17 protein-coding genes are annotated in these 19,685 nt (G+C 68.2%); 8 read left to right on the top strand and 9 right to left on the bottom strand.

Annotated elements, in window-relative coordinates; all coding sequences use genetic code 11:
- Positions 1-26 precede the first annotated feature (26 nt).
- A complete protein-coding gene (locus tag ACZ6O0_RS09230; protein ID WP_465764336.1) occupies positions 27-377 on the top strand; it encodes a VOC family protein in 351 nt (116 codons plus the stop codon).
- 53 nt (positions 378-430) lie between these two features.
- Positions 431-2,029, top strand: a complete 1,599-nt coding sequence (locus tag ACZ6O0_RS09225) for a hypothetical protein (protein ID WP_465764335.1) — start codon at positions 431-433, stop codon at positions 2,027-2,029.
- A gap of 86 nt (positions 2,030-2,115) precedes the next feature.
- On the opposite strand, the gene ACZ6O0_RS09220 is transcribed toward ACZ6O0_RS09225, so the two are convergent.
- The 3 genes from ACZ6O0_RS09220 to ACZ6O0_RS09210 all read right to left on the bottom strand — a co-directional run bounded on the left by ACZ6O0_RS09220 (position 2,116) and on the right by ACZ6O0_RS09210 (position 4,509).
- Positions 2,116-2,985 carry a class I SAM-dependent methyltransferase gene (locus ACZ6O0_RS09220; RefSeq protein ID WP_465764334.1) on the bottom strand — a complete coding sequence of 290 codons (870 nt, stop codon included), beginning with the start codon at positions 2,983-2,985 and terminating at the stop codon, positions 2,116-2,118.
- A 73-nt stretch (positions 2,986-3,058) separates the two neighbouring features.
- A complete protein-coding gene (locus ACZ6O0_RS09215) occupies positions 3,059-3,715 on the bottom strand; it encodes a response regulator (RefSeq protein ID WP_465764333.1) in 657 nt (218 codons plus the stop codon).
- Positions 3,712-4,509 carry a sensor histidine kinase gene (locus tag ACZ6O0_RS09210; RefSeq protein ID WP_465764332.1) on the bottom strand — a complete coding sequence of 266 codons (798 nt, stop codon included), beginning with the start codon at positions 4,507-4,509 and terminating at the stop codon, positions 3,712-3,714. The genes ACZ6O0_RS09215 and ACZ6O0_RS09210 overlap by 4 nt, the downstream gene beginning before the upstream one ends.
- Positions 4,510-4,647: 138 nt before the next feature.
- Between ACZ6O0_RS09210 and ACZ6O0_RS09205 the strand changes: the two genes are divergently transcribed.
- The 5 genes from ACZ6O0_RS09205 (at position 4,648) to ACZ6O0_RS09185 (ending at position 12,083) form a co-directional block, all read left to right on the top strand.
- Positions 4,648-5,355, top strand: a complete 708-nt coding sequence (locus ACZ6O0_RS09205; protein ID WP_465764331.1) for an ABC transporter ATP-binding protein — start codon at positions 4,648-4,650, stop codon at positions 5,353-5,355.
- Entirely contained in the window at positions 5,352-7,685 is a 2,334-nt protein-coding gene (locus ACZ6O0_RS09200) for an ABC transporter permease (RefSeq protein WP_465764330.1), read from the top strand. Before ACZ6O0_RS09205 ends, ACZ6O0_RS09200 begins: the two co-directional genes overlap by 4 nt.
- A 77-nt stretch (positions 7,686-7,762) precedes the next feature.
- Entirely contained in the window at positions 7,763-11,020 is a 3,258-nt protein-coding gene (locus ACZ6O0_RS09195; protein ID WP_465764329.1) for a CHAT domain-containing protein, read from the top strand.
- Positions 11,017-11,733 (top strand): hypothetical protein, encoded by a 717-nt coding sequence (locus ACZ6O0_RS09190; RefSeq protein ID WP_465764328.1) that lies wholly within the window; start codon positions 11,017-11,019, stop codon positions 11,731-11,733. Before ACZ6O0_RS09195 ends, ACZ6O0_RS09190 begins: the two co-directional genes overlap by 4 nt.
- On the top strand, positions 11,730-12,083 hold the full coding sequence (locus ACZ6O0_RS09185; protein ID WP_465764327.1) for a hypothetical protein: 354 nt from the start codon (positions 11,730-11,732) through the stop codon (positions 12,081-12,083). The genes ACZ6O0_RS09190 and ACZ6O0_RS09185 overlap by 4 nt, the downstream gene beginning before the upstream one ends.
- On the opposite strand, the gene ACZ6O0_RS09180 is transcribed toward ACZ6O0_RS09185, so the two are convergent.
- From ACZ6O0_RS09180 to ACZ6O0_RS09170, 3 genes are all read right to left on the bottom strand, one after another.
- Entirely contained in the window at positions 12,064-12,876 is an 813-nt protein-coding gene (locus ACZ6O0_RS09180) for a class I SAM-dependent methyltransferase (protein WP_465764326.1), read from the bottom strand. The genes ACZ6O0_RS09185 and ACZ6O0_RS09180 overlap by 20 nt on opposite strands.
- A gap of 55 nt (positions 12,877-12,931) precedes the next feature.
- Positions 12,932-14,557 carry a LuxR C-terminal-related transcriptional regulator gene (locus ACZ6O0_RS09175; RefSeq protein WP_465764325.1) on the bottom strand — a complete coding sequence of 542 codons (1,626 nt, stop codon included), beginning with the start codon at positions 14,555-14,557 and terminating at the stop codon, positions 12,932-12,934.
- Between the two features lie 68 nt (positions 14,558-14,625).
- Entirely contained in the window at positions 14,626-15,402 is a 777-nt protein-coding gene (locus ACZ6O0_RS09170; RefSeq protein WP_465765573.1) for a nitroreductase/quinone reductase family protein, read from the bottom strand.
- 240 nt (positions 15,403-15,642) lie between these two features.
- Between ACZ6O0_RS09170 and ACZ6O0_RS09165 the strand changes: the two genes are divergently transcribed.
- The gene (locus tag ACZ6O0_RS09165; RefSeq protein ID WP_465764324.1) at positions 15,643-16,242 is read left to right on the top strand and encodes a TetR/AcrR family transcriptional regulator; all 600 of its coding nucleotides are present in this window, start codon (positions 15,643-15,645) and stop codon (positions 16,240-16,242) included.
- Positions 16,243-16,517: 275 nt separating this feature from the next.
- On the opposite strand, the gene ACZ6O0_RS09160 is transcribed toward ACZ6O0_RS09165, so the two are convergent.
- Genes ACZ6O0_RS09160 through ACZ6O0_RS09150 form a run of 3 tightly spaced genes read right to left on the bottom strand, consistent with a single transcriptional unit; the run spans position 16,518 to position 19,646 of the window.
- Positions 16,518-17,444: a carbohydrate ABC transporter permease gene (locus ACZ6O0_RS09160; protein ID WP_465764323.1), complete on the bottom strand. Its 927-nt coding sequence runs from the start codon at positions 17,442-17,444 to the stop codon at positions 16,518-16,520.
- Positions 17,437-18,375: a carbohydrate ABC transporter permease gene (locus tag ACZ6O0_RS09155; protein WP_465764322.1), complete on the bottom strand. Its 939-nt coding sequence runs from the start codon at positions 18,373-18,375 to the stop codon at positions 17,437-17,439. Before ACZ6O0_RS09155 ends, ACZ6O0_RS09160 begins: the two co-directional genes overlap by 8 nt.
- The gene (locus tag ACZ6O0_RS09150) at positions 18,372-19,646 is read right to left on the bottom strand and encodes an extracellular solute-binding protein (protein WP_465764321.1); all 1,275 of its coding nucleotides are present in this window, start codon (positions 19,644-19,646) and stop codon (positions 18,372-18,374) included. The genes ACZ6O0_RS09155 and ACZ6O0_RS09150 overlap by 4 nt, the downstream gene beginning before the upstream one ends.
- Positions 19,647-19,685: the final 39 nt, after the last annotated feature.

Here is a 19,685-nt window from a genome sequence, read left to right as displayed (position 1 = left end):
GAGGCAGCCGAGCTTGAGGAGTCACCATGTCTCATCCAGTTGTGCACGCCGAGATCCGGTCCGAGGATCCGGACGCGACGCGGGCGTTCTTCGGGGAGTTGTTCGGGTGGAAGGTCGCGTCCGAGGGGGCGTTCCCGGGGTACACGTTCATCGATACGGGCGCCGAGGGTGGGCCGTATGTGGCGATCGGGCCGCGGCAGGGGGCGGAGGACGAGGTTCTGTTCTTCGTCAGCGTCGAGGACGTGAGCGCGACGTTGGAGAGGGCCGAGGAGTTGGGCGGGAAGATCATTCAGCCGGCGCAGCAGGTGCCGGGGACCAGCTTCGGCGTGTTCACCGACGTTCACGGTCACAAGGTCGGCGTCGCGGCGAACGGTTAGGTATCGCCAAAGGGAATCGCGGCCAGTAGCGTGCGGAAGCGGGGGTGGTGGCCGTGGCGGACAAGCGCGCGATCCCGGACGAGGTGGTCATCCGTGTGAACCCGCGGGAGCCGGTCACCGATCCGACGCTCGGGATCGCGGTGGCGCCGAAAGGTGCCAAGGCGGCCAAGCACCGGCTCGTGACGATCGGGGACTCGCTGACGCACGGGTTCATGAGTGCGGCGGTGTTCCGCACGGACCTGTCCTGGCCGGCCATCACGGCGTACGAACTCGGGCTGAGTGTCGACGAGTTCCAGTTCCCGGTCTACGAGTGGCCCACCGGACCCGGTGGGCTGCCCTTGGACCTCGAACGGTTCGTGCGTGCGTTCGAGAAGCGGTACGGCGACCGGCTCGACTTCTGGGAGATCATCGGTGCCGGACTGTGGATCCGCGAGTACATGGATCGTGTCGAGGACTACTGGGAGACAGGCCCCGGTTCTGGTACGCCGAAGTCGGGGCCGGCGTTCCACAACATGGCGGTCTACGGCTGGGACGTCCTGGACCCACAGCTGACCACGGCCGCCACCGTGGCCGAGCGACTCAAGGCGCCGCCGAAGGACGACCTCGTCAAGCAACTCGTCGACCGCCACCAGTTGCGGGCAGCCTGGCCTGTCCTGCAGAGAGCCCGCAAGGGTAACCGTCCGCAGACCGTCCTCGAGGCCGCCGCGACCATGAGCAGCGCCAAGGAGGGTGTGGAGACGCTGGTGGTCATCCTCGGGGCCAACAACGTGCTCGGCTCGGTCGTCAGCCTCAGTCCGGCCTGGACACCTGAGGAGTATGCGACGCTGCCACCGGATGAGCGGATGGTCGTCAAGCGTGGGTACAACGTGTTCCGGCCCAGTGCGTTCGATGCGGACTGGGCGCTGCTGGTTGAGAAGCTCCGCGCCATCGACGCCCAGCACGTGCTGATCGCCACCGTGCCGTCGGTCACGATCGCACCCATTGCCCGAGGGACTCACAAGAAGGTGGCGCGACAGTCGCGCTACTTCCCGCACTACACGCGGCCGTGGGTCACGGACGACGACTTCGACCCGCGTCGTGACCCGAACATCACCGAGGACGAGGCCCGCGCCATCGACTCGGCCATCGACGCCTACAACGAGACGATCATCGAATCGGTCAGGGCCGCACGGAACGACGGCCTGGACTGGTACCTCTTCGACATGGGCGCGATCCTGGACCGGCTCGCCACCCGGCGCTACATCGAGAGCCCGTGGGCGCGGCCGCCGTGGTGGACGCCGTACGAGCTTCCGCCTCAGCTGGCCGCACTCGATCCGGTGCCGAGTACGCGGTTCTTCCGCGCCGGACCGCAAGGGCGGACCGAAGGCGGTCTGTTCTCGCTCGACGGGGCGCATCCGACGACGATCGGGTACGGGATCGTGGCGCAGGAGGTCATCAAGATCATGGAGCTGGCCGGGGTCCAGTTCCTCGGCCGGGACGGCCAGCCGCGGACGTCTCCCGTGGTGGTCGACTTCGACAGGTTGCTGCTGGTCGACACGCTGATCAGCCGGCCGCCCGCTGCCATCAGCAACACGCTCAGCCTGCTCGGCTGGCTTGATGAGCGGCTCGACTGGGTCAACACGTTCCTGCCGTTCACACCGAACCCGCTCTGAGGCGCCGGCGTGGCGGACGTGCTGACTGTGCTGGCCGCCCGTGCGCTCGGTCCGGATCCCGTCCAACCAGTAAGGCCCGGGTCACCTCATTCGCCGTTGTAGGCGGCCAGCACGCGCATGGAGCCGCTGGTGACGCGGATCTTGCGGTTCCGCAGGAAACGAAGCCGTTCGACCGGCGGGACGAGCCGGGAGACCGGATGGAGGAGTTCCCGGACGCGGGTGCTGACGAAGGGCAGGGCGTAGTACTGGTACGCGCTGTCGATGGCGCGGACCGTGTAGCCGGTGCGGTTCAGCAGCGTGGTGATGGTCGCCGGGTCGTAGTAGCTCACGTGCTCGGGGATCTTGAACGACACCCACCGCGAGCCGGAGACGCGGGACAGCAGGCTCTTGATGTTCGGGGTGACCATGACCACCAGGCCACCGGGCCGGAGCAGGCGGCTCGCCTGCCGGAGGAACTCGGCCGGCTCGGTCAGGTGCTCGATCAGGTGCGACCCGAAGATCACGTCGTACTTCTGGTCCTGGATCTCGGGCACTTCCTCGAGCAGGCCGCAGAACACGCGGCCGGGGTGACGCGTCTGGGCCCACTTAACGGCCGCCGGTGACAGGTCGATGCCGTAGGCGTCGTACCCGGCATCGAGCGCGCACTGCAGGAAGTAGCCGTACCCGCAGCCGACCTCGAGGATCCGGCCGCTGGGGACGAACTCACGGATCCGGCGGACGTCCTCGCGGAACGTCGCCAGGTACTCCTGCTCCTGCTCCTCGTACTCCGAGTACCCGGTCGCGGCCTCACCGCCGAAGTACGAGTCGCCCTCGTACAGCGCCCGCAGGGTCTCCGGGGTCGGCGTCGGGACGAGCTGCACGAGGCCGCAGGACGGGCACTCCTCGATCCCGTAGCCGTCCTTCGCGCCACGCGAGCGGAACGACCCGGTCTCCGCACACAGAATGCACGTCGCCATGTACACGCTCTCCCTGATCCGCGAGTTGCCGAAATCTAATTGATGCGACAGGCAACGGGCAATGGTAGAGCCGTCAGCGGTCACCCGGTGAGACCAGGCCGGTCTCGTACGCGAGGACAACGGCCTGCGCGCGATCGCGCAGGCTCAGCTTGGCGAAGATCCGGGCGACGTGGGTCTTGACCGTCGCCTCGCTCAGAGTCAGCTCCGTGGCCAGCTCGGCGTTCGACAACCCATGACCCATCAGCGTCAGGACTTCGAGCTCCCGTGGCGTCAGTGCGGCGAGGTCGCGATGGACCGCGGGCTGCTCCGGAGCAGGTACGGCGAACCGCTCGACCAGGCGGCGTGTGATCGACGGGGCGAGCAGTGCGTCGCCGGTGGTGACCAGCCGGACCGCCGCGGCCAGGTGCTCGGGCGTGACGTCCTTCAGCAGGAACCCGCTGGCTCCGGCGGACAGAGCGGCGTACACGTAGCGGTCCAGGTCGAACGTGGTGAGCATCAGGACCCTGCAGTCCGTGGGCTCGGCGAGGATGCGCCGGGTCGCCTCCAGACCGTCCATGGTGGGCATCCGGATGTCCATGAGTACCACGTCAGGTCGCAGCCGGCTGACCGCGTCGACAGCCTCGACCCCGTCGGCCGCCTCACCCACTACGTCGATGCCGCGGGCGTTCAGGATCATCCGGAAGCCGGTCCGCACGAGGGCCTGATCATCTGCGATGACGACTCGGGTCATGGTCGCTCCAGCGGGATTTTCGCGCGTACCCGGAACCCACCGCCCAATCGACGCCGCGCATCGAGATCACCGCCGTACACGGCCACCCGCTGCCGCAAACCGAGCAGTCCGCGCCCTTCACCGCCGGCGACCGGTGTACGCCCGCCGGTGAGGACGCTCGGGCCGGTGTTCAGGATCTCCACCCGGAGCGCGTGGTCGGCGTACCGGACTGTCACCTCGGCCTTCACACCGTCGCCGTGCTTGAGCGCGTTGGTCAGTGCCTCCTGAATGATCCGGTACGCCGTGACGTCGACGCCGGCCGGAAGCGGCCGGGGCTCCCCCGAGATCCGCACCTCCACGGGCAACCCGGCGAACGCGATCCGGTCGATCAGCGGGCTGAGCCTCCGCAGACTGGGTTGTGGGGACAGCTCCTCATCCTCTTCACCATCGGCCTGCGGTGCGAGCAGGCCGAGCAGATGGCGCAGTTCAGCCATCGTGTCCCGACCGGCCGCCTCCACTGCCAGCAGTGCGGCCTCGGCCTGGTCCGGCTCGGTCTCCAGCACGTGTCGCGCGGCCCCGGCCTGGATCACCATCACGCTGACGTTGTGGCTGACGATGTCGTGCAGATCGTGGGCGATCCGGGCTCGCTCGGCGTCGACGGCGTTCCGTGCGGCGCTCTCCCGCTCACGCTCGAGCAACCAGCCACGTTCCTCCAATGCGCGGGCGTGCGCGCGTCGCGCCCGGACGAGGGCCACTGCGAGCGCCGCGGCGGCCAGGCAGGCCAGCACGGCGACGAGCAGCCAGATGGTGGTCACAAGACCCACTGTCCCAAAGGCGTTCCCGATTCCGCATCATCCGCCGGTGGCACGCCGTACATCTCCAGGATGACCGGGCGCGGACATTACGCCGGCAGGCTGACGTCCGGGGCGCACCACCGGCCCTAGCGTGAACGCATGACGGATGACGAAGGCAACGGACAGGCGGTCGTACGGCTCACCGCCGTACGCAAGGAGTACGGCGAATCCGTCGCACTGGACGGAGTGTCGCTGGAGATCCGAGCCGGTGAGGCGGTCGCGGTGATGGGGCCGTCCGGCAGCGGCAAGTCCACTCTGCTCAGCATGGTGGCCGGACTGGACCGGCCGACGTCCGGCACGATCGTGGTGCATGGCGACGACCTGGGCACGCTGGACGAGAAGGGCCTGGCGCTGTACCGGCGCCGCCGGATCGGCATGATCTTCCAGTTCTTCAACCTGCTCGACGACTTGTCGGCCATCGACAACGTCGCACTGGCCGCCCAGCTGACCGGTACGTCGGCCTCCCACGCGCGCAAGCGTGCCCTCGAGCTCTTCGACGAACTCGGCATCGCCGGGCGCCGGAACACGTACCCGGCCCAGCTCAGTGGCGGCGAGCGGCAACGGGTCGCCGTCGCCCGCGCACTGATGAACCGCCCCGCGGTTCTGCTGGCCGACGAGCCCACTGGCGCGTTGGACACCAGGGCCGGCGAGCAGGTGATGGATCTGCTGCTGGACCTCAACCAGATCGGCCAGACGCTGCTCCTGGTCACCCACGACCAGCAACTGGCGACCCGCTGCGCCAGCCGCGTGATCGACTTCGTTGACGGCCAGATCGCCGGTGAGCGCAGTCTGGAGCGGACGCCGTGAGCGCGGTGTGGCCGGTGTCGCGGGCAGCGGTACGACGACGCCGGATGCAGACCGTGGTCATCGGAGTGGTCGTTCTGCTCTCCACCACGATGATCGTCGTTGCCCTGGGACTACTGGCGGCATCGAGCGGACCTTTCGACCAGGCGTACTCGCGGCAGAGCGGTGCGCACCTGGTGGCGTCGTACGACCGGAACAAGGTCAGCGATGACCAGCTCACGCAGGCAGCCCAGAGTGCAGCGGCTGTGGCCGGACCCTTCGGCCAGGCGACGCTCGGCCTGAGCTCGTCGCGGATGATGGGGATCCCGACGTCCCTGGTCGCAGTCGGACGTGCGGACCCCAACGGGGCGGTCGACCGCCTCAACGTGTGGAAGGGACGCTGGGCGGACAAGCCGGGCGAGATCGTGCTGAACCGGAACCCGACCGAGTCCAGTGGTCGTGGTACGCCGACGCTGAACTCGACCATCACCGTGACCGGCGGCCAGGAGCTGACCATCGTCGGGTTCGCGTACAGCGTGAGTCAGTCGGCCGATGCGTGGGTGACACCTGCGCAGATGGCTGCGTTCAAGCCGACGTCGACACAGATGCTCTACCGGTTCGCCCAGGCCGCGACCAACGCGCAGGTCTCTGCCGGACAGTCCGCAGTGACGAGCGGTCTGCCCTCCAGTGCGCTGCTGGGCACGCAGTCCTATCTCGCACTGCGGGCGCTGGCCTCTGGTGAGCCGAACACGTTTGTGCCGTTCCTGATGGTGTTCGGGTGGCTCGGGCTGGCGGTCGCCGTACTGATCGTGGCCAACGTGGTCAGTGGGGCTGTGGTGGCCGGCTTCAAGCACATCGGCGTACTCAAGGCGCTGGGGTTCACTCCTACACAGGTGATGACGGTCTATCTGGCGATGGTGTCCATCCCGGCGATCGTGGGATGCGCTATCGGGATCGTGCTGGGCAATGTGCTCGCAACGTCCTTGCTGACAAGGGCTTTCGAGAACTACGGCGCTGGTGGGGTCGGCGTACCGATCTGGGTGGATGTGGCCGCGCTGCTCGGCGTACCTGCGCTAGTGGCGCTATCTGCTCTGTTGCCGGCGTTGCGGGCCCGGAGTCTGTCGGCGGCCGAGGCGATCAGTGCGGGGAGCGCGCCGCGGGCCGGGCGTGGGCTGCGCGTGCAGCGGTGGCTCAGTGGGACTCGGTTGCCGCGGTCGGTGAGTCTTGGGCTCGGACTGCCATTTGCTCGACCCGCACGTACGGCGTTGACGCTGGCGGCCGTCGTACTGGGTGTCACGAGCGTGACGCTGGCGGTGGGGCTCGGGAAATCGTTGACGACGTACCAGACTGCTGCGAGCCGGGTCGGTGCGGTCGATCTGGCGATCTTCGCGGGCATGACGGAAGGCGGGCCTGCGCCGAACGATCCTGATGCGCCACCGGTGGCCAAACTGAGCGATGCGGAGGATGAGGCGCTCCTGCGCTCGACTCCCGGGGCGGCGTCGGTGACGGCGAGCGCGGACCTCGACATGCGGCTGGCCGGTACCAAGACGGATCTGCGGGTCTCGTTCTATCGCGGGGACTTCACGGAGCTCGGGTATCGCATCCTCGCCGGGAAGTGGTTCGACGGTCCGGGGCAAGTGGTGGTGTCGGAGCGGTTCCTGCGTCAGCGTGGGCTGGCGGTCGGCGACACGATCACCCTGCAGTCGCAGGGCAAGAGCGTACGGGCGCAGATCGTCGGAAAGGCGCTCTACAACTCAGGTGACGAGGTGCTGTCGAACTGGCAGACGCTGGCGCTGGTGGCACCCGATCGGCGGGCCAACCTGTACGAGGTCAACGTCAAGCCGGGCACGGATCTGAATGCCTACATGAAGGCAGTGCAGGCCAAGGACTCAGGACTGCAGGAGACACCGGGTCAGGACGCGGGGACCTTCGTTGCGATCGTGCTGGCGACGGTCATCCTGCTCACGCTGATGCTGGGGACGGTGGCGGCGCTCGGGGTCTTCAACACCGTCGTACTCAACACCCGGGAACGCCGCCGCGACCTCGGCATGCTCAAGTCGATCGGCATGACCCCCGGCCAGGTCACCACCATGGTCGTCACCTCGATGGCCGCCCTGGGCGCCATCGGCGGCCTCCTCGGCATCCCACTGGGCATCCTCGCCCACCGCCTGGTGGTCCCCGCCATGGCCAACGGAGCCCAGGTGGAGATCCCGCCCTTCATGCTCCACGTCTATCCCCTCTACCTCCTGGCCCTCCTGGTCCTCGCCGGCATCCTCATCTCCGCCATCGGCGCCTACCTCCCAGCCCGCTCCGCCGCCCACACCACCATCGCCAAGGTCCTCCACAACGAGTGAGCTGCTCGGGATCTGTTCACAGATCGTGGGCGGCCCTACTCTGAGTGAGGGGGTGGGGGGTCGTGAGTGGTGCGCGGGTGGCGGCTGAAATCGAGATGCTGGGTGAGTTGTCCCGGATTGCCTCGGCCGATGATCGGGAGCTGTACGTGTGGCGGCATCCGTGGTTGCTCGAGGCGGGGGTGGCCGAGCGTCTGGCGGAAGCTGCCAATGGCGAGCGTGGTGCGATGGCTGCCGCGCTCGACTCGGTGTGGGGCGCCCGGCGACGGTACGAGGAGCAGGACCGCGGATATCCGATCTTCCTCGGGCCGATCGAAGCTGTCTGGCAGCTGGTCGCCAATGGTGAGATCTCCCCGGCGGAGGGAGAGCGGAGGGTCGCGGCGCCCGCGTTCACGGCGACTTTGTCCGCGCGGTACTTGTTCGCGGTCGCGGGCTGGGCCGGCCGAGAAGGGATTCGCGGCAACTGGACTCCGGCGTTGCAGATGCTGCGACTGGTGCATGCTGCCGCGCAGGCGTCTGACGACACAGCGATCGACGTCCGTGCGCGGATCGCGGTCGCTTGGTCGGATGTGAGCAAGACGGCACTGGCCGACATCCCGGATGCCGCGCTGCTGGCCCAGACCCGAGCCATCTGCGAGGCAGCCCTGGCGGACCTCGGTCCCGATGGCGACCCGGCGGCCCGGGCCTCGCTGTTGTTTGCCCTCGGCACCTTGTTCCTGGATCCCTACTTCGCCCGCGCCACCAGTAGCCGGGCCGAGGAACGCGTCGGGGAGTGGCTCCGGCGCGGCGTGCTCGCACAGGATCAGGGCATCGACGACGACAGCCCGTCGATGCCCGAGCCGCTGGAGGCGCTGCACGTCGCCGAGGACTATCTCCGGCAAGCCGTCGACCTCGAGTCCGGCGGGCACCGCGCGTACAGTCTCAAGGCTCTCGCCGACACCCTCGGCTGGCGCCGCGAGCTCGGGGAGGAGGTCGACACCGGTGAGATCGTGGAGATCTGCCGCCGGGCCTTGGAGGATCTCGCGGCCGAGGACAACCCGCGTTTGCGGGTCTTCCTGCTCAACCACTTGCAGGTCCTCGGCGAGCCGATCGATCCCGCCGCGGTCGCGCCACTGCTGGAGACCGCCCCCGACGACCTCTTCGAGTACTACGGCGTCGAGAACGCGACCACGATGCTGCTGACCGTCGTACGGCTGCTCCTGCCGACGGAACCGCGCGCCGCGCTCGACGAGATCAAACGCCTCCGGCCCTACTTCGCCGCCGGGACCGACGATCTCCGGGTCATGGTCTTCGAGGCCGAGCTGACCGCTCTGGCCGACACCTTGGTCGGCGAGATTCCGGCGTACGAGTCGCTGGAGGTCGCGGTCGGAGCGATCGAGCAGCGAGCTGTGCAGGAGAACTGGAACGGCGCCCGGCGGGCGGCAGCGCTGCTGCGCCTGATGGGCAGGTCGAGTGCGACCGATGAGGAAGAGCTGGCGCTCACCTTGCTGGCCCAGGTGCCCGAGCTCAGCCCGATCGTCGCCGCCGAGCACTGGGACCTTCTCCGCTGGCGCGGCGCGACCCTTCAGCTGAACATGGCCGTGAACGCCTACAACGCGCGGCAGTGGGCCGACTGCGCCGGCTGGTACGCACAAGCGCTGTCGGGCCACCTGGATCTCGGGCTCGACGACAAGGGACTGCAGATCCTGCTGCGGATCGGTGACATCGTCCGGAAAGCCGACACCCCGATCGAGGTGCAGTTCCTGCAGGCCCTCGCGCCCAACGCGGCCCGCATCGAGACACGACTGGGTGAGGGCGCGACGGCGGTCCTCCAGGACATGGTCCGCGAGGCGGTGGCGGCGATGGGCGCCCACCCGACCAGTGGCGAGGCGCTGAATCTCCTGTGGCAGATCGCCAAGGGAGCCCGGCTGGCTCCGGTCCTGGCGGCGGGCACCGGCTACGACCCGGCGTCCGACGAGCGCGCCGGCCGGCTCCTCGAGCGGATCGACCAGCTCCGCGCCGCCGTGGCCGCCGAGCCCGGAACCGCGGACGTGGACGCGGAGGTGCTGCTGGACGAGGAGGCGGTGCTGGGGACCTACGCCCGCAGGCGAACCGTGGCCGGCGGCGAGACCGAGAAGGAGCAGCTCGCCAACCTGGAGTACTCCTTCGACGAGCACGTCAATCGCAAGATGCTGCTCGGGCCGGGCACCGCGACGTCGGCGTACCTGACCCTCGACGAGGTGCAGGCGGCGCTCGGTCCGCGGACCGTCCTGATCAGCCTGTACCTCGGCGCCGTGATCGACGGCCGGATGGCGGTCTACGTTCTCTACATCACCGACGACGACGTCGGTGTGAGCGTCATCCCGCATGACTTCCCGTCCAGCATGATCGAGATGGGCGGCCTGCTGACGAACCCGTTCGGCCTGGTCGTCGAGCAGCTACGGCGCGAGGTCCTCGACCCACCACTCGGCCGCCGGGTGGTGTCCCGTGCGGCGGAACAAAGTCTTGCGGACTATCTGCCCGGCTTGTTCGGTCACGTCAGCGAGCGTCTCCAGGACTTCCTCGACGCCGGGCGCGACCACCTCTGCATCGTGCCGCACGGCCCGCTCCACTTCTTCCCGTTCCACCTGCTCGGCTCACCGGCCCGGCCGTTGTCGCAGGACTTCGTGGTCACCTACCTGCCCCACCTGTACCTGCTGGCCAACGGACGCGATCGCGGAGAGAGCCGAGGGCCTGGTACGGCGATAGGGCTGAGTTTCGCGCACGACACACGGCCGGGCCTGCACCCGCTACCCGAAGCGGTCCCGGAGGCCGAGGAGATCGCGAACCTGTTCGGACAGCAGGCGGTCGTCGACGAGCAGGCCACCGAACGGGCCGCAGTGACCGCGCTCTCCGGCGCGTCCGTGGTCCACCTGGCCACTCACGGCCGGCACAACGTCGACGCACCGGCGTTCCAGACGCTCTACCTGCACCCGACCGCCGAGACGGATGGCCGGCTGCACGCCTACGAGTTGCTCGGCCTGGACCTGACCGGACTGCATCTGCTGACGCTCAGCGCGTGCGAGACGGCGCTGGGCCGGTTCGACCGGGGCGACAACATTCGTGGCCTTCCGGCCAGCTTCTTCATCTGTGGGGTGGGCGCGCTGATCGGAACCTTGTGGAAGGTTCGCGACCCGGTCTCCCGCTACTTCTTCACGACTTTCCACCGGATCCGTGTCGGTGGAGCGTCCTTGCTCGACGCGTTCATGACCGCGCAACGCGACACCAGGACACAGTTCCCGCAGTACCGCGACTGGGGAGCTTTCTACTTCGCCGGCGACTGGGTAGATCGCCGCGTACCTTCCGGGGAGGAACCATGATCGCCGTCGAGTTGCCCGATCCGCCGACGCAGGACGTCGTTCTCGAGGCCAAGGAGGAGTACGTCCAGCGCGGCGACTCCGACCCGGCGTCGACCGAACCGGTCCGGCACCGGATCTCCGTCGGAGGGCCGGTCCACCGCCGGATCGACGCCGACTCCACCGACGACGCGGAACTGCGGCACTTCCTGAAGGACGAAGCCGCCGACTCGGACTTCTACCTGCTGCATCTGACCTGCACGCTGAAGCACGCCGATGACGAACCGTTCACCGAGGCGCTGCTGGAGCTCGACCTGACCGCCGCCGGTACCACGACGCCACCGATCGCGTGGTCGATGCAGCCGGACCGGATGACCCACCCCATCGAGGTATCACGAACCGTGAGTCTCACGCCGACCATGAAGATCCTCGGCGTGGGCGTCGAGGCGACGGGCGAGGTGGGTCGGACGGTCACCAAGCAGGAAGCGTTCCTGGAGGCGATGTACGAGCTAGAGTCCACGCCGAGCTGGGCGCTGTACCGCACGAGCTCCACCGAACTGCGGGGGCTGTATCGCTTCCACCTCGTCGTCCGCACCCCGAAGGACACGAGCGTGACCGGCACGACGACGATCGAGGCGAAGGTTCGGCGCCGGCGTTTCGGCATCATCCCCTATCGCGCCGTCCTCACCGAGGTGCCGAACACGTTGTCGTTCCAACTGGATGGCAGGAACGCATGAGCACGCCGGTCGACCCGTACGCCGTTCCGGACCACCTCGCCACACGCTTCCTCGAAGTACGCGCGATGGCCGAGGCACTGCAGTCCGCGACCCCACCGGAGTTCTTCGTCCTGCTCACGCAATACTTCATCGAAGGTACGCCGTACGCCGCTTCGGGCCTGACCGTCTCGGCAACAGCCACCCCGAACCTGGTTCAGACGCAGTCCGGTTTCGTCTGCGACGCAACGTTCCCCACCGAGTTGCTCGCCCCGGACGCGCTCCGCGGCAAGACGATCCACGACGGGATGGCCACCGTCACCCTCGAGGCACACCTGGACGACATCATTCAGATCATCGGACTTTCCGACTGAGCTTCTGGCCCCTGATCACGAGGTACTCCGCTGGGAGTTGTACGCCCTCGGTGGTGGTGTAGTGGGTGAAGAGGGTTAGGAGGTCGGCGTGGAGGGCGGGCCAGTGGTCGGCCAGGGCTTCGCGGGCTCGGACTACGGGGCCGAAGAGGTTTGCGTAGCAGTCGACGGCGGACTCGGGGGACGCGTGGTGGATGACGGACTCCTCGCGGGTGAAGTCGAGGGTGATGCCGGTGCCTTCGAAGAGTTCTCGGACGGGCTTCTCGGATCCCCAGGCCAGGGGCGGATCGACGTACTCGGGGCTCGGCGGCAGGTGGGCGCCGACGATGCGGAAGAAGTCTCCGATCGTGCCCTCCGGCGTCCACGCAGCGATCCCTAGGCGACCACCGGGGCGCAGGACCCGGGCGATCTCGTCGGCGACGACCTCGTGGCGGGGCGCGAACATGCAGCCGAAGGACGAGAGGACCACGTCGAAGCTCGCGGGCGGGAAGGGCAGGTCTTCGGCGTCGCCCTCGACCCACTCGATCGGCAAGCCATCGGCGCGCTCGCGAGCTCGGGCGAGCATCGCCGGGGTGAGGTCGAGACCGCTGACCCGGGCGCCGGTCCGGGCGGCCGGGATGGTCGCGTTCCCCGTCCCGCAGGCCACGTCCAGCACGTCCTCGTCGGGCTGGACGGCCACGGCCTGCACCAACCGCGGACCGACCTCGTACAGCCCTTCCTGGCGCATCATCGCGTCGTAGTCCCCTGTGGCCCAGGTCGTCCGCACTGAGTCCTTGTACTCCTCCAACACGTCCATGACCGCCAGCATCAACCGGACGACGCCCGCCCCGCATCGCCTGAACAGGCCATCCCTACAGCAGCCCCAATTGGGTCGCCCGGGCCACTGCCGCCGCCCGTGTCGAACAATCCAACCGCGTATAGATGTTGGCGACATGCCGGTGCACGGTGTGCTCGCTGATCACCAGCCGGCCGGCGATCTCCCGGTCCCCGAGTCCGCTCGCGATCAACCGCAGTACGTCGATCTGCCGCGCGCTGAGCACCGAGCTGAACAGACCGAGCGTGGTCAGCAACGCCACCTCGTCCCGGCTCGGCACGGGAATCGCCGCGAGCGCCGTACGGGCCTCCCGCCGCGCGGCGTCAGTGCGACCCAGCGCGAGCAAACTCCCGGCGAGCTCCAACCGCGTGCGCGCGGCCTCGTACGGCGCCAGACCGTCGTACATCTCGACCGCATCCTCGAAGCACTCGATCGCGTCCTCATGCTCACCACCGGCCGCCGCATGGACGCCCTCCGCGGACCGCGCCGCCGCCTGCAGCGGTCGGGTCCGCAGCCCCGCGGCGATCGAACAGAACTCGGCCAGGTGGACCGCAGCCGCCTCGTCGTCACCCAGGGCCGCATCCGCCCGCACCAGGAGCTCGAGCGGCCAGGCCCGGCTGACCGAACCGGTAGGGATCCGTCGCAGCATCCGTTCCAGTACGTCGCGAGCCGCAGCCGGATCACCCCGGTCAAGGTGCAGCTCGGCCAGACCACGCTTCGCCAGCGAATGCCACGGCGCCTCGTTGAAGAGCGCCTCCGCCTCATCGGACCGCCCTTGCCGCCGGCGCAGTTCACCCAGGCGTACGACGGCTTCGGCACGCCAGTACGGCCGGTTCGCGGTGAGGTCCTCCTGCGCCCCGGTCAGCTCCAGCTCCGCCCCACTCCAGTCGCCATGCCACCCGAGAATCGCCGCATAGTGCGCCCGGCACACACCGGTGACGAACCGCGCCTCCATCCGCCGGCTGAACTCCTGGACCTGCCGGCACCACTGCGCACCGCGTTCGTAGTCGCGGATCTCCTCGCACGCCGAGATCAACCGGCAGCACGTCCACGCCGCCGGTGCGAGGTTCTCGTACTCTCCGCTGAGCGCAGCCGCCGACGCCTCGTCCAGACACCGCATCCCCTGCTCGACGTCGCCCTCCTCCACCAGGGCAAGGCCCTCGGTGGCCAGGCTGAACATCTCCAGATCGACGGCCTGATGCAGGCGACCGAGGTCCTGAGCCTGTACGGCGAGCTCCCGCGCGCGACCGGTGTCGTGGCGACCGAGCGCGGCATGCGCGTCGAACACCCGGAGCCACCCGAGTTCCGGGCTGGGCTCCAGTCCGTCGAGCAATCGGGTCGCCCGGTTGAACCAGCCCTCGGCCACCGCTCCGGCACCCCGGAACTCGTTGTGGTCGTCACCAAGCCACAGCGCCATCCTGGCCGCGGACCGTCGGTCGTCTGCCAGCCGGTACAGGCGATACGACCGTTCACGCGCTTCCAGGCACGCCGTGACGTCCTCGAGCCACCACGTGGCCCAGCTCAGTCCCTCCAGGGCCTCAGGGGTCGTCGCGAGATCGACCGCCCGCTCGAACTGGGTGCGGGCGGCCGACCAGGCTCCGCGTGTCAGCGCAGCCCGGCCGGCCGCCAGGAACTCGTCGTACGACCGCACTGTTGCTTCCAAGGCTTCGACCTCACCGGTGCTGGTGGCGGGATCATGTTCCCGCCATCCGGCCCGGCGCAAGACCTCACTCAGAGGTGCGGCAGCAGCTCGGCCTCCTCGCGGTCCAGGTGGGCGGTCAGAAGTGCGATCAGCCGGTCGACCTTGGGTAGCAGGTCGGGCGCCGGGGTCGCGACCAACTGTTCGAGCTCCTTCAGCAGTACGGCGATCCGCTCGTGCTCGGCGTCCAGTGCGGCGATGAGCTCGGCCAGCTCGGGGTGCTGCGCGACAATCCCCGGAAACAGGCCGGATGACTCGCCGGTGTGGTGATAGTGCAGGCCTTGGCACATGGTCAGGCAGTTGACCCGGAGCTGAGCGCCGAGAGTGCCAGAGGCCGCCACCTCCTTGCGGATCAACGCGAGCTCACGGCGGAAGCTCCGATGGATGCGGATGAGCAGATCCCCGAGCGAGCCGCCTCCGGGGAGGCCCGGCTGCGCGACGAGTGCGACGACGGGGATGGTTCGGGTGGTGCGGGTTTGGTAGTCGCCCCAGCCCGGGTCTGCCTCGACGAGTCGCGCGAACACCTCGTCACGTTCGGAACCGCGCAGTACGACGGCCGTGGCCGGATAGGTGAAGAGACCGGTCTCGACGGTGGCCTCCGGATGGGCGACCAGGTTGTGGTACCAGTCCGGGTGCCTCGGGCTACCACCGGCCGAGCCGACGACGAGCGTACGGTCGCCGTCCGGGTAGTACCCGAGGACGGTGGTGTGCGGCCGGCCCGAGCGGGCGCCGGTGGTTGTCAACAGCAACAACCTGGCATCCTCGAAGGGCCCGCCCACCCGGCCGTCGTTCGCCCGGAACTCCTTGATGATCTGTTCGGTGAAATCGTTCAGTGTTCGCTTCTCTCGTCAGTCGTGGCTGGAAAATCCTGCAGACAAAGAGAAACGAAGGCGGGCCCCGAACGGCCCTCCCGGCGCTCAGAAGGCGCCCGGGCACCCAACTCGTGCATGGCCCAAGGCCGACCCGGCAGTCACGGAAAGCATCTTAGCCAACCCGCCGGGCCATCCCGCCTGCTGTGAAAGCGGGCTGTGGGCGCAGACAATGTCTACGTGACTGCATTGCGCGATCGGCTCGTCCAGGCCGGGGTCGATCTGCTCGAGGAGGACGGCCTCGGGAACCTCACGCTGCGCGCCATCGCCCGGCGCACCGGGGTGTCCCATGGCGCGCCGCGGCGGTACTTCCCGACGCACAACGCCCTGCTGGCCGCGATCGCCGCGACCGGGCTCGCCGACCTCGCCGGCCGGCTCGAGCAAGCCGAGGACGGGCGAGCTGAGGACGGGCCAGCCGCGGACGGGCGAGCTGAGGAGCAGCCGATCGGGGCAGGGCAGGCTGAGGAGCAGCTGGTCGGGGCCGCGTTGCGCTACCTCGAGTTCGCCGCGGAGCGGCCGGGGATGTTCGAGCTGCTGTTCCGGCACGATCTGCTGGCGGGTGCCGGCGGCAACCTCCGCGCGACCTCACTCCCGCTCTTCCAGGCCTTCACCGATCTCGTCGCCCGGGCCCATCCGGACGACGCCCACGAGCGCGCGATCGCCCTCTGGACCAACATCCACGGCCTCGCCACCCTCCGCGCGACCAACGCCCTCGAACTCCTCAGCACCACGGACCTGACCCCGATGGTCGAGCACGTCGTACACATCCACCTCGACTAGTGGCTGATTGTCTACCGAGTGTCGTCCGGCGGGTGCGGGAAGTAGCCAGGATCGGGTAATTCGGCAAGGTCTTGGAGAAATCATTTCGGGAACGCGCGAAAAAACCTCACGAATGCTGTAACGGCGGGCGCACTGTGCCGATAAATGGGTGAGCGACCCAGCGGGGGGCCGAGGGGGAAGCTCCGGTGTTTCTTCGGGACCACCGCATGTTGTGGGGGGCCTCGCAGGTGCTCACCCGGGGCGGGGTGAGCACCTGATCGAGGTTTCAGGGCCGTTCAGCCCTTGATGCCCACGTTCGCCATTCCTTCGACGAACCGCTTCTGGGCGAACACGAACAGCACGATCATCGGCAGCGTCGCGAGCGCCGTGCCGGCCATCAGGTAGGGCCACTGGATCTCGGCCGGGTTCTGGGCGAAGATCGCCAGCCCCAGCTGCAGCGGCCGCATCTCGTCCGAGGTGGTGATCATCAGCGGCCAGAGGAACCCGTTCCAGGCGGCCTCGATCTGGAACACCGCGATCGTGATCAGGGCCGGCTTGATCAGCGGCGTCATGATCCGCCAGAAGATGCCGAACTCGCCGAGCCCGTCCACCCGGGCGGCCTGCGCCAGCTCGTCCGGCAGCGACACGTAGAACTGCCGGGCCAGGAACGTGAACAGCGGCGCCGCGCCGAGCGGGATGATCAGGCCCCACCACGAGTTCAGCCAGCCGATACCGCCCTGCCCGAGGATGTTGTTGCCGCCGAACAGCGGGATCGACTTCACGATCATGAACAGCGGCACCAGGATGATCTGGAACGGCACCAGCAGCAGCACGATGAAATAGTTCAGCAGCAGCTTGCCACCGCGCAGCGGCATCTTCGCCAGTGCGTATCCGGCGGTCGTGCAGACCGCGAGCGTGAACGCGGTCTCGCCGATCGCGATCAGCGCACTGTTGCGGAAGTACCGCAGGAACGGCGCGGTCTGCATCGCCTCGGTGAAGTTGCGCCAGCGCAGCTCCCCCGGCAGCCAGGAGAACTTCAGGATCTCCAGGTCGCTCTTGAACGCGGTCAGCACCATCCAGAGGAACGGCGTGATCATCAGGAGCGCGCCGACGGTGAGCACGACGTACAGCAGGATCCGGCCGGGCCGGACCGCCGAGGGCTTGGCCGAGGGCTTCGCCGGGGTCTTGGCCGGGGCGACCGCCGGCAGCGTTGCGCTAGTCATTGGCATCCGCCTTCTGGAGCAGGCGTCCGGCGCCGATGAAGATCGCGATCACGACCATCATGATCACGGTCTCGGCGGACGCGTAGCCGAGTTTCAGGTCCTGGAACGCGTTCTGGTAGATGTCCAGCACCAGCACGCGGGTGTCACTGCCGGGCCCGCCCCGCGTCATCACGTACACCAGGTCGAACACCTGGAAGGTCCCGACGATCGACGTGATCAGGACGAAGAACTGGACCGGACCGAGCGCCGGCCAGGTGACGTTGACGAACCGCTGCCAGCGGCTCGCACCGTCCAGGTCGGCCGACTCCAGCAGGTCGCGGGAGACGCCCTGCAGCGCGGCCAGGTAGATGATGATCTTGGTCCCGAGGCCCTGCCAGATCCCGACCACCATCAGCGACGGCAGCGCGGTCGCCGGGTCGGCCAGCCAGCGGTTCGGCGCGAACCCGAACAGGTTCAGGAACCCGTTCGCCAGGCCGGAGCCCGGGTTGTAGATCCACAGCCAGATGGTCGCGATCGCCACGGTCGCGGTCACCGTCGGGATGTAGAACGCGGTCCGGAAGAACCCGAGTCCCCTGATCTTCTGGTTCAGCCCGACCGCGACCGCCAGCGCGATCGCCATCGAGATCGGGATCACCACGATCGCGTAGAGCACGGTGTGCCACAGCGACGCCTGGAAGTCGACGTCGCGGAACAGGTCGGCGTAGTTGCCGAACCCGACCCACGACCAGGTGTCGCCGAAGCTGTAGTCGGTGAGGCTGAGGACGAGGACGGCGACCACCGGGATCACGATGAAGATCGCCGAGTGCAGCAGGGCCGGCGTCAGCAGGGCCCAGCCGGCCCGGACCTGACCGCGGAGCAACGTGCCGCTGTCCTTGGCCGGGGCCACCTTGCGCGGAGTGTCCAGTGCTGGACGTTCAAGAGTTGTGCTCATCGGGACTGTCCTGCCAGGTTGTGCAGCACCGTGGCGGGGTCCTTCTGTCCGAGGACCGCCTGGGTGAGCTGGATGTCGAAGTTGCCACGCATCTCGAGCCAGTTGGACGGCACCTCGTTCTCGTTGGCCGCGTAGACCAGACCGTCGGCGACGAACTTGCTCAACGGGTTGGACTTCGCCTGCGGCGAGTTGCCGGCGTCCTTGTAGGCCGGGATCTTCTTGTTCAGCTTCGCGATCGCGTCGAGCGTCGTGGGCTTGGTCAGCGACTGGATGAACGACCAGGCCGCTTCCTTGTGCCGGCTGCGCGACCCGATCGACGCCAGGTCGCCGCCGACGTACTCGATCTGCTTCCCGCTGTTGAAGCGGAAGAACTCCAGGTCGTCGCAGTTCTTCTTGCCGATGCCCTTGTCGGAGCAGTCGACCGCACCGCCGACGATGCCCATCGCGGCCTCACCGGAGTACACCAGCGGCTGCTGGGCGGCGTTCGTCTGGCCGTACGGCTGGACGTTGTTGATCATCGACTTGATCCACAGCAGCGTGTCCAGGCCGGCCTTGTTGTCGAAGTTCGGCTCGCCGCCGACGTAGAGCGGCGTACCGGTCGAGGCCAGGAAGGTGGTGAACGACTGCCGGAACCCGGTCGCGGAGGCGAGGTCGAAACCGCTGCGGGTGATGTTGCCGTCCTTGTCCCGCTTGGTCAGCTTCTCCGCCGCGATCTTGATCTCGGCCAGCGAGGTCGGCGGCTTGGACGGGTCCAGGCCGGCCTCGACGAACGCGCTCTTGCGGAGTGCGACGGCCCGGGTGTCGGCGACCAGGGGGTAGGCGTACAGCTTGCCGTCGTACGTCGCCGCCGGGATCAGCGCCGCGACGCTCTTCTCCTTGATCACGTCCGGCGTCACGCCGTACTTGCCGAGGTCGTCGAAGATCCGCTTCGACGCGAACGGCTGGACCCAGCCGACACCGGTGACCATCACGTCGTACGGGATACCCGCCGCGATCGAGGTCGACAGTTTCTCGTTGAGGTTGTTGTACGTCGCGAAGTCCGGCTCGACCTTCATCTTCGGATAGGTCTTGTGGAAGTCGTCGACGACCTTCTGGAACTCCTCCCGGCCCTTCGTACTGGGCGGGAAGGACGGGAGCAGCACCCGCAGGGTCCCGGTCGCCTCGGCGGGCGGGACCCCGTCCGTGCTCTTGTCGATCACCCCGTTGCCACAACTGCTGACCACCACGCTGACCGCGGCGGCCAGCAAGGTCAGTCCCACACCACGTCTCACTGGGGAACTCCTTCGCTGCCGGACCTTGGGGGTTGCCCA

The organism is Kribbella sp. NPDC048837, from assembly GCF_055586945.1.
The sequence above is the reverse complement of the archived record's forward strand: the minus strand, read 5'-3'. Positions and strand labels throughout refer to the sequence as shown.